The sequence below is a fragment of the Leifsonia sp. P73 genome, assembly GCF_051059105.1.
Classification (GTDB): Bacteria; Actinomycetota; Actinomycetes; order Actinomycetales; family Microbacteriaceae; genus Leifsonia.
In genome coordinates this window covers 2062740-2074752 of the sequence record NZ_CP194931.1, presented here as the reverse complement: position 1 = coordinate 2074752, position 12013 = coordinate 2062740, and the positions used below count along the sequence as shown (strand labels likewise).

At 72.4% G+C, this 12013-nt stretch carries 11 protein-coding genes and 1 pseudogene; 8 read left to right on the top strand and 4 right to left on the bottom strand.

Translation table 11 applies throughout. The features are described 5' to 3' along the window. The first annotated feature begins 15 nt into the window (after positions 1–15). From ACQ86L_RS10535 to ACQ86L_RS10515, 5 genes are all read left to right on the top strand, one after another. On the top strand, positions 16–1170 hold the full coding sequence (locus ACQ86L_RS10535; protein ID WP_434318836.1) for a TIGR03364 family FAD-dependent oxidoreductase: 1155 nt from the start codon (positions 16–18) through the stop codon (positions 1168–1170). A gap of 63 nt (positions 1171–1233) precedes the next feature. Beyond that, a complete protein-coding gene (locus ACQ86L_RS10530) occupies positions 1234–2259 on the top strand; it encodes a phosphonatase-like hydrolase (RefSeq protein ID WP_434318835.1) in 1026 nt (341 codons plus the stop codon). Continuing rightward, positions 2256–3422: an alcohol dehydrogenase catalytic domain-containing protein gene (locus tag ACQ86L_RS10525; RefSeq protein ID WP_434318834.1), complete on the top strand. Its 1167-nt coding sequence runs from the start codon at positions 2256–2258 to the stop codon at positions 3420–3422. Before ACQ86L_RS10530 ends, ACQ86L_RS10525 begins: the two co-directional genes overlap by 4 nt. A gap of 63 nt (positions 3423–3485) precedes the next feature. Further along, positions 3486–4097, top strand: coding sequence for a TIGR00645 family protein (locus ACQ86L_RS10520; RefSeq protein WP_434318833.1), 612 nt, complete (start codon positions 3486–3488; stop codon positions 4095–4097). 27 nt (positions 4098–4124) lie between these two features. Continuing rightward, the gene (locus tag ACQ86L_RS10515; protein WP_434318832.1) at positions 4125–4736 is read left to right on the top strand and encodes a uracil-DNA glycosylase; all 612 of its coding nucleotides are present in this window, start codon (positions 4125–4127) and stop codon (positions 4734–4736) included. 15 nt (positions 4737–4751) lie between these two features. Here the strand turns inward: ACQ86L_RS10515 and ACQ86L_RS10510 are convergent, their stop codons facing one another. Both ACQ86L_RS10510 and ACQ86L_RS10505 read right to left on the bottom strand, forming a co-directional pair. Then, entirely contained in the window at positions 4752–5285 is a 534-nt protein-coding gene (locus ACQ86L_RS10510; RefSeq protein WP_434318831.1) for a MarR family winged helix-turn-helix transcriptional regulator, read from the bottom strand. Between the two features lie 35 nt (positions 5286–5320). Then, the gene (locus tag ACQ86L_RS10505; protein WP_434318830.1) at positions 5321–5629 is read right to left on the bottom strand and encodes a hypothetical protein; all 309 of its coding nucleotides are present in this window, start codon (positions 5627–5629) and stop codon (positions 5321–5323) included. Positions 5630–5928: 299 nt separating this feature from the next. Between ACQ86L_RS10505 and ACQ86L_RS10500 the strand changes: the two genes are divergently transcribed. Together ACQ86L_RS10500 and ACQ86L_RS10495 are read left to right on the top strand one after the other, a co-directional pair. Further along, on the top strand, positions 5929–6510 hold the full coding sequence (locus tag ACQ86L_RS10500; protein ID WP_434318829.1) for a PadR family transcriptional regulator: 582 nt from the start codon (positions 5929–5931) through the stop codon (positions 6508–6510). Between the two features lie 13 nt (positions 6511–6523). Continuing rightward, positions 6524–8221, top strand: coding sequence for a DHA2 family efflux MFS transporter permease subunit (locus ACQ86L_RS10495; RefSeq protein ID WP_434318828.1), 1698 nt, complete (start codon positions 6524–6526; stop codon positions 8219–8221). A gap of 113 nt (positions 8222–8334) precedes the next feature. On the opposite strand, the pseudogene ACQ86L_RS10490 reads toward ACQ86L_RS10495, so the two are convergent. Both ACQ86L_RS10490 and ACQ86L_RS10485 read right to left on the bottom strand, forming a co-directional pair. Next, positions 8335–9233, bottom strand: a pseudogene (locus tag ACQ86L_RS10490) (VOC family protein). 33 nt (positions 9234–9266) lie between these two features. Continuing rightward, positions 9267–9965 (bottom strand): RraA family protein, encoded by a 699-nt coding sequence (locus ACQ86L_RS10485; protein WP_434318827.1) that lies wholly within the window; start codon positions 9963–9965, stop codon positions 9267–9269. A 143-nt stretch (positions 9966–10108) separates the two neighbouring features. Between ACQ86L_RS10485 and ACQ86L_RS10480 the strand changes: the two genes are divergently transcribed. Beyond that, positions 10109–12007, top strand: coding sequence for a heavy metal translocating P-type ATPase (locus ACQ86L_RS10480; protein WP_434318826.1), 1899 nt, complete (start codon positions 10109–10111; stop codon positions 12005–12007). The last annotated feature ends 6 nt before the right edge of the window (positions 12008–12013 follow it).

Sequence of the window (12013 nt, the reverse complement as noted above, 5' to 3'; positions counted from 1 at the left end):
GGACGGGAGACGGGAATGGGCAGGCACTACGACCTCGCGATCGTCGGCGGAGGCATCGTCGGGCTCGGGCATGCGGTGGCGGCGCTGCGGCGAGGGCTGACCGTGGCCGTCGTGGATCGCGCCTCCAGCGTGGAGGGGTCCTCGGTCCGCGGCTTCGGACACCTCTGCATCACCGGCCAGGAGGGCGAGGCGAGGGCGTACGCCGAGCTCGGCCGCGAGCTCTGGCTGACGCTCGCCGTGGAGGCCGGCTTCTGGCTCAGCGAAGCCGGCACCGTCGTCGTCGCGCAGGCGCCAGACGAGCTGGCCGTGCTTGAGGAGTTCCGCGACACCCGCGGCGGCCACGACGTGCGGATGCTGACCCCGGCCGACGTGCGCGAGCGCGTCCCTCTGGCAGATGGCGCCGCGGTCGGGGGCGCGTTCTTCCCCGCCGACCTCCAGGTCGACCCGCGGGAGGCCGCGCCGGCGATCGCGCGCTGGCTGGACGCGCACGGCGTCGACTTCTTCTGGCACACCACCGTGACCGGCGTCGAGACGGGCCGGGTGCACACGTCGCGCGGCCGGGTGTCCGCGGATGCCGTCGTGGTCGCCGTCGACCACGAGGTCGACCGGCTGTTCCCCGGCATTGCGGAGGCGCACGGCATCCAGCGCACCGGGCTCGACATGCTGCTCGTGGAGGCCGACTTCGACCGCCCCCTGACGGCGCCGGTGCTGGCCGGGCGATCCCTGACGCGGGCCTCCGGGTTCGCGCACGTCCCCGGCGTCGACGCCCTCCGGGAGCGGCTGGCCGCCGAGCGCCCGGACCTCGCCGCGTTCGACATCGACCAGGTGTTCGCGCAGCGGCCGGACGGCTCTGTCGTGCTCGGAGCGGCCAGGCGGAGCGGTGACGACGTGCCGCCGTTCCAGTCGGAGACCGCGTTCGAGCTGCTGCTAGACGGCGCGCGGGCGTTGTTCGGCCTCGGCCGGGTGCGCGTGATCGAGCGCTGGCAGGGCGTCCACGCGTCCGCCGCCGACGACTTCCTCGTGTCGTCCCCCGCGCCGTCCGTCCGGGTCGTCTCCGTGACCTCCGGCATCGGGATGACCACCGGGCTCGGGCTCGCCGACCGCGTGGTGGACGAGCTGTTCGCCACCGGGCCGGGAGTGCTGACCGCCGCCGCCGCGCGCACACGCTGATCCCCGACACCGCCGACCGCACCCCTGCCGCCCACCGAAGCTCCGCACAGAAAGGCACCGACCATGTCTCCTGAAGGCCTCATCACGAGCGAGTTCGACGACGCCGCCATCATCGACACCGACGTCGACGCGGCCACCGTCGTCGCCGCCGACGCCGACGACCCGGACGACCTCGCTGACCTCGAGCTCGTCGTGCTCGACCTCGCCGGCACCACCGTCGTGGACGACGGCCTGGTCGAGCACGCGTTCCTCCGCGCCGTCGACGCGGCCGGCCTCGCCGTCACCGACGACGAGCAGCGCCGCGCCCGGCGGTTCGCGCACGACACGATGGGCCAGCCGAAGATCGCCGTCTTCCGCGCGCTCGCCGACGACGAGGACCAGGCCGAGCACGCCAACGCCGTCTTCGAGTCCGCCTACGCCGAGCTCGCCGCCGACCAGGGCCTCCGCCCGGTGCCGGGTGCCGAGGCCCTCATCCGGCGCCTCCGGTCGCTCGGCGTCGCCGTCGTGCTCACCACCGGGTTCTCCCGCGCGACGCAGGACACCGTGCTGGATGCCCTCGGCTGGCGCGACCTCGCCGACCTCACCCTGAGCGCGTCGGACGCCCGCCGCGGACGCCCGTACCCCGACCTCCCTCTCACGGCGCTGCTGCGCACCGGGGCGTCGAGCGTCGAGGGCATGGTCGTCGTGGGGGACACCGCGAGCGACATCACGTCCGGCCTCGCCGCCGGCGCCGGCCTCGTCGTCGGAGTGCTGACCGGCGCCCACGACGAGAGGACCCTCACCGCCGCGGGCGCGGACGCGGTCATCGCCGGCGTCGCCGACCTGGCCGAGCTGCTCGGCCTGGACGAGCTGGAGCGCGCTGACGAGCTGGACGACGAGTTCGACGACCTGGACGAGCTGGACTTCGACGACGACCTCGACGCCGAGGAGGCGGACGACCGGCGCACCCGTGACGAGGACGCCGACGACGAGGACGACCTGGACGAGGACGACGCGGAGGACGACCTCGACGCGGCCGCCACGATCCCCGCCGCGCCGAAGGCCGCCCTGCGTGCAGCCGACCAGCCGGAGGGGCAGACCGGGCGGTGACGATCAAGGCAGTGACCCCGCGCGTCGTCGCGCCGCCCGCGAGCCTGGGGATGGGGGTGAGCGTGTACCCGTCGGCGACCGCGATGGTCTGGCAGGGCGTCGGCCACCGGCACGAGGCCGTGGCCGTCCCCGGCGTGCGGCTCGCGCCGGGCGACGTGCTCGTGGAGGTCGAGCTGGCGACGGTGTGCGGCTCGGACATCCACACGGCGCTGGGTCACCGCATCGCGCCGACGCCGCTCGTGCTCGGTCACGAGCAGGTCGGCCGCGTCGTCGCGTTCGGCCGCGGCGGCGCGAAGACGACCGACGGGCGTCGCGTCGCGCTCGGCGAGCGCGTCGTGTGGTCCGTCGCCGTGCCGTGCGGACGCTGCGCGCGCTGCCGCCGCGGCCTCCCGCAGCGGTGCGTCGACCTCCAGAAGTACGGTCACGAGCGCATGCGGCGCGGCTGGGAGCTGTCGGGCGGCTTCGCGACGCACACGCACCTCCTCGACGGCACCTCGATCGTCGCGGCGCCGGACGAGCTCCCCGCCGCCGTGCTCGCGCCCGCGTCCTGCACGACGGCGACCGTCGCCGCTGCGCTGGAGGCCGCCTCCGCGATCGTCCCCCTCGACGGCGCGCTCGTGCTGATCACCGGCGCCGGGATGCTCGGCCTGACCGCGTCCGCGATGGCGACGGAGGCCGGTGCGAAGGTCGCCGTCAGCGATCCGATCCGCGAGCGCCGGGAGGCGGCTCTCCTGTTCGGCGCCGCCGCCGTCGCCGACCCGCGTGCCGCGCCGGACTCCCGTGCCGGCCTGCCCGCGGCCCTGGCCAAGGCCGGCGGCCGGGCGGCCGCGCCCACGATCGCCCTGGAGTTCTCCGGCAACCCGTCCGCCGTGCGGTCGCTGCTGCCGGTGGTCGACGTCGGCGGCGTCCTGGTCCTGGCCGGCTCGCTCTCGGACGGCCCGGAACTGCCGCTCGTTCCGGAGCAGCTCGTCCGGCGCCTCCTCACCGTCCGCGGCGTCCACAACTACGCGCCGCGGCACCTGGAGCAGGCGGTCCGCTTCCTGGCGGAGGTGGGCACGACGTACCCCTTCGCCGAGCAGGTCGACGCCGTCTTCCCGCTCGCCGAGGTGGATGCCGCGCTGACGGCGACCGGGCACCCGCGGGTGGCGGTGCGGCCGAGCTGATTCCCTGAGCGTTCTCACATCTCCGGCGTCTATCCTGGGAGCCGCGCGACCGTGAGGACCCCCGTGATCGAGACCCCTGTCGCCCCGCACGCGCCCGCAGCGCCGCCTCCCCGCGCGCCCAGCCGCGCCATCAGCGCCCTGATCTTCTCGAGCCGCTGGCTGCAGGCGCCGCTCTATCTCGGGCTCATCGTCGCCCAGGCGGTGTACGTCTACGTCTTCGTCGTGGAGCTCTGGCACCTCACCGAGAAGGTGATCTCCGACCCGAGCCACGTGGACGAGGCGTACGTCATGCTCGCCGTGCTCGGGCTGATCGACGTCGTGATGATCGCCAACCTCCTGATCATGGTCATCATCGGCGGCTACGAGACGTTCGTCTCCCGGGTCAACGTGCAGGGTCATCCCGACCAGCCGGAGTGGCTGTCGCACGTCAACGCCAACGTGCTCAAGGTGAAGCTGGCGATGGCGATCATCGGCATCTCCTCCATCCACCTGCTGAAGACGTTCATCGCCGTCGGCGACCTCGGCGCGTCCAACGGCGGGTCGATCGACGGGGAGCGTTACACGTCGCTCGGGGTGTTCTGGCAGGTGGTCATCCACTGCGTGTTCATCGCCTCGGCCGTCGCGCTCGCCGCCATCGACCGGATGTCGAAGCCGCGGGTGCGCGCCGAGCACTGACCTCCGCGGCCGTGGCATCGTAGGGGCATGGCCGCCGACCCGTTAGCCCGCTTCTTCGAGCTGCTGCGCGCGCTTCCCGAGCCGGACGACGCCGAGGCCCTGTACGGCGACGATCCGGAGGGCCGGCGCCGCGAGCGCAACCTGCGACGGTACTTCGCGATGCCGCACGCGTCGGTCCTGCTGCTGGGCGAGGCGCCGGGCTGGCGCGGGATGACGGTGACCGGCGTCCCGTTCGTCTCGGTGCGGGAGGCCGAGGCCGGGGTGGTGCCCGGGCTGGAGCTGCCCGCGCATCCGCAGGCGCCGTGGGAGGCCTCCAGTCGGGTCGTCTGGGCGACGCTGCAGGACTGGCGCGGCCCGGTCCCGTTGTCGTGGCCGGTCTACCCGCTGCACCCGTTCGTCGCGGGCACGCCGCACAGCAACCGCACGCCGCGGCCCGCCGAAGTGCGCGCGGGAGCGCCGGTCGCGCTGGAGCTGATCCGCGCGCTGGAGATCGAGACGGTCGTGGCGGTGGGCAGGAAGGCGCAGGGCGCGATCGCGACGGCAGGGCTGGAGGCGCCGGCGATCCGGCATCCCGCTCAGGGCGGGGCGGCCCTCTTCGCGGAACAGCTCATCGAGCTGAACCGGGCGCTGCGGCTCTGAGCGCTCCCGCGCGCCTCAGCGACCGGGCCGGTTGTGCTCCTGCGCCGTCACGTCGTCGATGCTGTCGATCGCGTCGCGGAGCCGGTCGAGGAACCGGATGACCGTGCGGGACTCGTCGTCGTCCAGCGACGCGGCTACGTTGACCAGCTCCTCCCGGACGTCGCCGAGGATCGCACGGTGGAGCTCGTCGACAGGCACCGCGGGCACGATGATCAGCGCCCGGCGGTCGAACGGGCTGGGCTCGCGCCGGATGTGGCCGGCCTTCTCCAGCCGGTCGAGCAGCACGGTGACCGACGAGCTCTGGATGCCGAGGTAGTCGCCGAGCTCCTTGGGTCCGACAGCGATGCCGCGCTCCCGGGCGCGCAGCAGGTAGCGGAGCGCCGAGATGTCGTTGACCGTGAGGTTCATGCTCTTCTCGGAGCGGCGCTGCATCGCCGACTCGGCGACCAGGTAGCTCCGGAGGCCTTCGAGGACCTTCAGCGCGCGCCGACGATCCACGCCCGGGTCTCCGGACGCGGGTGAAGTGGAATCGGGTCTGCCCGTCGCCATGCTGTCGATGATAATCCTGCGGCTCTGCGGGCGTGTCAGACCGCGACGGGTTCGGCCGGCTGCGCGGAGAAGAACAGGCCGCTCGCGCGCGAGGACTGGTCGGCGAGCGTGTTCAGCCACTGCTCGTCGAGCCGCTCAGGGGTGGGGGAGAGGAACTCGTAGCGGAGCGGGATGGCGTTGTCGATCCAGATCGCGTGGCGACCGATGGGATCGGCGTCGCTCGGGGTCCAGGACAGCAGGAACGGCTCCCGCCTGCGGAGCTTCATGGTGATGACGGCCTGCAGGTGCGCGAGCGCGCGGTCGTCGAACTCGAACGACTGTCCGTCGTAGATCAGAGCGCCCATCGTCGTCTCCTTCCACTCGGGGTGTGAGGGTGGAACGATCATAGCGCTAGCTAGATCATCTAGCTATCCAGTTGTCGGAATATTTTTTAGCCGCCACGTGGAGCCCATATCCAGTCGCAGGCGCTGCGTAGCTAGTCCACCTAGTTGCATCGGACCATTGCCGTCCGGCGACTAAGCAGCGGATCGTGACAACGACCGATCGACGGGCGCTTGACTCCGAAAATGCCCCTGGCGTACTATTCCACATGGAATAATCCTTTCCGATCATCCATTCATCGAAAGCGTCTGCCCGAGAACCCATGCCGCACTCCCCGACCCTCACCCCGCTCGCCGTGGCAGCGCTCGCGCTGCTCGCCGAGGGGCCGACGCACCCGTACGAGATGTATCAGACGCTCGTGCTGCGCTCGGAGGACCGGCTCGTCAAGGTGCGGCCTGGCTCGCTCTACCACACGGTCGACCGCCTGGCCCGGCAGGGGCTCGTGCGCGCGACCGGCACCGAGCGCGAGGGCAACCGCCCGGAGCGCACCACCTACGAGATCACGGAGGAGGGCACCCAGGCGCTCGGCGAACGCGTCGCGGACATCATCGCGACCCCGGTCAACGAGTTCCCCGAGTTCCCGCTCGGCCTCGGGGAGGCGCACAACCTCCCGGTCGACACCGTGATCGACCTCCTCCGCAACCGCGTCGGCCTCATGCGCGCCGACATCGCCCTCCTCGACGACGGGATCCACCGGGTCCGCGCGAAGGGGCTGCCCGAGAAGTACTGGCTCGACGTGCGGTACCTGCGCACGACGGCGGAGGCCGAAGCCGCCGCCCTCGAAGCCCTCATCGACGACCTCGCCTCGGGAGCCATCTCCTGGGACGAGGAGAAGAAGCACTGAGAGAAAGAATCACATGGAACGCCAACTGAAGCCGTGGCCCGCCCTCTGGGCGCTCGTCATCGGGTTCTTCATGATCCTGATCGACACGACCATCGTGTCGGTCGCCAACCCGTCGATCATGAAGGGCCTCAACCTCGGTACGGACTACAACGCGGTCATCTGGGTCACCAGCGCCTACCTGCTCGCGTACGCCGTCCCGCTGCTGATCACCGGCCGCCTCGGCGACCGCTTCGGCCCCAAGAACATGTACCTGATCGGCCTCGTCATCTTCACCCTGGCCTCGGCCTGGTGCGGATTCTCCGGTGTCCTGCCCGGCGGCGGCATCGGGATGCTGATCACCGCCCGCGTCGTCCAGGGCCTCGGCGCCTCGCTGATGACCCCGCAGACGATGGCGGTCATCACGCGCATCTTCCCGCCGGACCGCCGCGGCGCCGCGATGGGCCTCTGGGGCGCCGTCGCGGGCGTCGCCACGCTGATCGGCCCGCTGCTCGGCGGCGTGCTGGTCGACTGGCTCGGCTGGGAGTGGATCTTCTTCATCAACGTCCCGGTCGGCATCGTGGCCTTCATCCTCGCGATGCGGCTCGTCCCGAAGCTCCCGACGCACACCCACGCGTTCGACATCCTCGGCGTCGTGCTCTCGGCGGTCGGCATGTTCCTGCTGGTGTTCGGCATCCAGGAGGGCGGCACGTACAACTGGGGTGTCATCGGGGACGGCCCGTTCTCGGTGTGGGGCCTGATCATCGCGGGCATCGTCGTCCTGATCGCGTTCGTCGTGTGGCAGGCGCTCAACAAGAAGGAGCCGCTGCTGCCGCTCCCGCTGTTCCGCGACCGCAACTTCTCGCTGTCGAACGGCGCGATCACGACGGTCGGATTCGCGGTCACCTGTATGGCGCTCCCGCTGGTGTTCTACTTCCAGACCGTGCGCGGCCTCACCCCGACCCAGTCGGCGCTGATGCTCGCCCCGACCGCCGTGTTCTCCGGCGTGCTCGCCCCGCTGATGGGCAAGCTGATCGACAGGATCAACCCGAAGCTGATCGCGACCCCCGGCCTGGTGCTGTTCTCGCTGGCGCTGTTCCTCTACTCGCGCATGCTGACCCCCGACGTCAGCATCTGGTGGCTGCTCATCCCGAGCGCGCTGCTGGGCATCGCGATGTCGGGCGTCTGGGGACCGATCTCGGCCGTCACCACCCGCAACCTCCCGATGAACCAGGCCGGAGCCGGCTCCGGCGTGTTCAACACGACGCGCCAGATCGGCGCCGTCCTCGGAAGCGCGTCCATCTCCGCGCTCATCACCGGCCGCCTCGCCGCCGACCTCCCGAAGGCCCCGAGCGGCGCGGCGCCGACCGCGACCACGGGGACGGAGCTGCCGAGCTTCCTGCACGCCGGCTTCACCCAGGCGATGTCGGAGGCGCTGCTCCTGCCCGCGGCCGTCGCCTTCCTGGGCGCGCTCATCGTCGTCTGGTGGGCGAAGCCGAAGCCGCCGGCCTGGGGGCCGGGGGCCGCTGCCGCCGCCGGTGCGCCTGCCGCCGCCGGTGCGGCCGAGCAGCCGGTGGGCGTCGCCGAGTCCGCCGCACCCGCTCACGGCGCGCACGCCGCGGCCGGACCGGTGGATGCGGTGCAGCACGGGGCGCACGCCGCCGAGGCTGTCGCGGAGACGCGCCGCGACAGCGACGAGCACCACGGAATCCACTCCGCCCCCGCGACCGAGTAGCCGCACCCGCGGAGAACCTCCGCGTGAAGAAGGGAGGACTCCCCAGCCGATCCGGCTCGGGAGTCCTCCCTTCACTGCATCCGGGCGGCGCGCCGCGCGATCTTCTCCGCTGCCTACGCCTCCGCGACCACGCGCACGACGTTCGCCCACGGGTCGTCGAAGGCCACCGACCGCCCATCGTCCCGAGTCGGCACCTTGTAGTGCCGCATCCGCTCGGTCAGCGCCCCCACATCATCCGCACCCGGGAGGCGCAACTGCACCTCCCCGAGCCCGAGCGCCAGCCGCCGCACGCCCGCGCCACGGCTGTTCCACGTGTTCATCGCCATGTGGTGGTGGTACCCGCCCGCCGACACGAACAGCGCCGACGAGCCGAGGGAGGCCGTGGCCTCGAACCCGAGCCGGTCGACGTAGAACGCGCGGGCCGAGGTGACGTCCCCGACCGAGAGGTGCACGTGGCCGACCACCGCGTCGCCGAAGCGCGGGTCGTCCGCGGTCGAGCCGTCCAGCGCCGGCAGCTCGGCCAGCGCCGACCCGCGTTCGCTGAGGTGCTCGCGGAGGAACGCGTTCGGGTCGAGGTAGAGCGTGTCCATTTCCACCTGCCCGTGCGTCCAGCTCCACAGGCTGCGGTCGCGGTCCCAGTACAGCTCGACGCCGTTGCCCTCCGGGTCCGTGAAGTAGAAGGCCTGCGAGACCAGGTGGTCCGCGCTCCCGGTGAACGTGCCGGGGGCGCGGCGCGCGACCGAGTACACCGCGGCGGCGAGGGCCTCCTGGCTGTCGAACACGATCGCCGTGTGGAACAGCCCGGCCTCACCCGGGGAGGCGTGCTTCAGCTCGGGCGCGTGCTCCAGGATCACCGACGGCGTCGCGCCGCGGCCGAGGATGACGCGGCCCCCTCCGCGGCCAGCACGGAGAGCGTCACGGCGTCGCGGTAGTAGGCGGTCATCGCGTCGAGGTCGGCGACCCGGAGGGTCACCGCACCCATCGCGGAGTCGGCAGGAAGCGGTTCGGGCATGCGTAGTGCAACGCGCGAGGGGCTCCGCGTATTTCAGGTCTCGATCGCGCCGCCCGTCTCGGCCAGGTAGCGGCGGAGGGTGAGCGACGGGTCGGACCTCTGGAGCTCGCGGTAGCGCGCGAAGTCGAGCTGGGCGCGCAGCGAGGTCCCGGCCCGCATCCGGTCGGACTGCGCGCCCTCCACCGTCTGGATGCGCCGCGCCTCGGCGAAGAGCTCGTTCCGCCGGTCGCCGCCGACCACCAGGACGCCGTCGTCGTCGGCCACGATCCAGTCGCCCGGCGTGACCGCGACCCCGTCGAGCATCGCGCTGCGCATCGCGATACCCGCGGGCGGAATCCGGCGCGGGCCGAACGGGTTCGCGCCCAGGCTGAACAGCGGCAGGCCGATCTCCCGCAGTTGTGCGGTGTCACGGTGCAGGCCCCAGATCACCGCGCCGCTGAGGCCGGCCTCCCGCGCCTCCAGCAGCATCAGGTCGCCGACGCAGGCCTCGTCGCGCCGGCCGCCGTTGTCGACGACGAGGACCGCACCGGGAGGAGCGTCGTCGATGGTCTCCAGGAGCACGTCGACGCTGCCGAGGTGCGTGACGGGTACGGCGGGGCCGTGGAAAGGTCGGCCCGGGAGCAGCGCGAGGAGCGCGACCGGGGCCGCGGCGACGGGGATTCCGAGGCGCACGGCGGCGTCCGCGACGTCGGCGGTGGGGAGCAGGAGAGCGTCGGTGCCGGTGGTTTCCATGTCGCGACGCTACCGCCGCGCTCATGCGCGTGGGGGAATGCACTTCTCCTCCACAGCCCCGCCTCCCTGGCGAGTTCTCCACGGATCCAGGTCAGGTCTTCTGCGAGGCGACCCGCTGCCCAAGGATGGTTCCGGGAGGTGTGATGAGACGGATTGCGCGGCTGGCCCGCCGGTACTGGGTCGTGACCATGACGCTGGGCATCGGGGTGGTCGGCGTCATCCTCGCGCTCGCGGGCGCCGGTTGGCTGGTGCAGTGGCTGTTCAGCGTCTACGCGCTCGCCGTCGCCGTGTGGCAGGCGGTCGGGATGGTCCGCGCGATGGCGCACGGCCGGTTCGGTCTCGACATCCTGGCCATCACGGCGATCGTCGCCACGGTGCTGGTCGGCGAGTTCGTGGCCGCCCTGATCGTCGTGCTCATGCTGACCGGCGGCGACGCGCTCGAGGACTACGCCAACCGCCGGGCGAAACGCGAGCTCGACGCCCTGCTCACCCGCGCGCCGCAGCTGGCGCATCTCGTGGTCGACGGCGGCTATCAGGAGGTGCCGGTCGACCAGGTGGAGGTGGGGGATGCCCTGCTCGTCCGGCCGTCCGAGATCGTCCCGGTCGACGGCATCCTCCTCTCCGCGCGGGCGGCGTTCGACCAGGCCTCGATCACCGGGGAGAGCATCCCGGTCGAGAAGACGACGGGCGACGAGGTGCTGAGCGGGTCCGTGAACGGGCAGGAGGCCGTCGAGCTGCGGGCGACCTCCACCGCCGCGTCCTCGCAGTACCAGCAGATCGTCGCGCTGGTCGCGCAGGCGGCGGAGAGCAAGGCGCCCGTGGTCCGGCTCGCCGACCGCTACGCGGTGCCGTTCACCGTGTTCTCGCTGGCGCTCGGCGCGATCGCCTGGTGGCTGAGTGGCGACCCGGTGAGATTCGCCGAAGTGCTCGTGCTGGCGACGCCGTGCCCGCTGCTCATCGCGGCCCCCGTCGCGTTCATCGGCGGGATGAGCCGGGGCGCGCGCAACAGCATCATCGTCAAATCCGGCGGTGTGCTGGAGCAGCTGGCGCGGGCGCGCACCGCTGTGTTCGACAAGACGGGCACACTCACCTACGGCGCCCCGGCCCTCAGCGACGTGCGCCCGCAGCCGCCGTTCGGCGCGGACGAGTTGCTAGCCGCGGTGGCCAGCGCCGAGCAGTACTCGTCCCATGTGCTCGCGGCGTCGTTCATCACGGCGGCCCGGGAGCGCGGTCTGGAGCTGCGCGAGGCCGCCTCCGCACAGGAGGCCGCGACCAACGGCGTCATGGCTGACATCGACGGCAGGGAGGTCGTGGTCGGCAAGTTCGCGTTCGTCGCCGCGCACGCGCCCGACGCGGTGCGCACCCCGATCGCGCCGGGCGAGCTGGCGGTCTACGTCGCGATCGGCGGCCGGTTCGCGGGCACGCTGCTCGCGAGCGACCGGCTCCGGTCGAACGCGGCGGCCACGCTCCGCGAGCTGTCAGCGCTCGGTGTCATGAACACGATGATGCTCACCGGCGACGCCCGCGAGACCGCCGAGCACATCGCCGGGGAACTCGGCATCACCCGGGTCCGCGCGGAGTGTCTGCCGGCCGACAAGGTCGCCGAGGTCGCAGGCGTCGCCGAGCGGCCCGTGATCATGGTCGGCGACGGCGTCAACGACGCCCCCGTGCTCGCCGCGGCGGACGTCGGGATCGCGATGGGCGCCAAAGGCGCGACCGCGGCGAGCGAGTCGGCCGACGCGGTGATCCTCGTGGACGACATCCACGGCGTCGCCCGCGCCGTGCGGATCGGCACGGACACCGTCCGGATCGCCCTCCAGAGCATCTGGCTCGGGATCGCGGTGTCGGTCGTGCTGATGCTGATCGCGGCGTTCGGCTTCATCCCGGCGACGGCAGGCGCGCTCATCCAGGAACTGGTCGACGTGGCGACCATCCTCGCCGCGCTGAGGGCGATCGGCGGGCGGCTCGACGCGCGCGAGGCGGTGGCGGAGCCGCGCGCCGGGCCGGCGGTGCCGGCGAGCGGCGCGCGAAGGTCGCGTTAGCGGGAG

What these genes read in the sequence shown, in the direction of transcription:
- ACQ86L_RS10535 (WP_434318836.1), top strand. Translation starts at nt 16, where the DNA reads ATGGGCAGGCACTACGACCTCGCGATCGTCGGCGGAGGCATCGTCGGG.
- ACQ86L_RS10530 (WP_434318835.1), top strand. Translation starts at nt 1,234, where the DNA reads ATGTCTCCTGAAGGCCTCATCACGAGCGAGTTCGACGACGCCGCCATC.
- ACQ86L_RS10515 (WP_434318832.1), top strand. Translation starts at nt 4,125, where the DNA reads ATGGCCGCCGACCCGTTAGCCCGCTTCTTCGAGCTGCTGCGCGCGCTT.
- ACQ86L_RS10510 (WP_434318831.1), bottom strand. Translation starts at nt 5,285, where the DNA reads ATGGCGACGGGCAGACCCGATTCCACTTCACCCGCGTCCGGAGACCCG.
- ACQ86L_RS10505 (WP_434318830.1), bottom strand. Translation starts at nt 5,629, where the DNA reads ATGGGCGCTCTGATCTACGACGGACAGTCGTTCGAGTTCGACGACCGC.
- ACQ86L_RS10500 (WP_434318829.1), top strand. Translation starts at nt 5,929, where the DNA reads ATGCCGCACTCCCCGACCCTCACCCCGCTCGCCGTGGCAGCGCTCGCG.
- ACQ86L_RS10495 (WP_434318828.1), top strand. Translation starts at nt 6,524, where the DNA reads ATGGAACGCCAACTGAAGCCGTGGCCCGCCCTCTGGGCGCTCGTCATC.
- ACQ86L_RS10485 (WP_434318827.1), bottom strand. Translation starts at nt 9,965, where the DNA reads ATGGAAACCACCGGCACCGACGCTCTCCTGCTCCCCACCGCCGACGTC.
- ACQ86L_RS10480 (WP_434318826.1), top strand. Translation starts at nt 10,109, where the DNA reads ATGAGACGGATTGCGCGGCTGGCCCGCCGGTACTGGGTCGTGACCATG.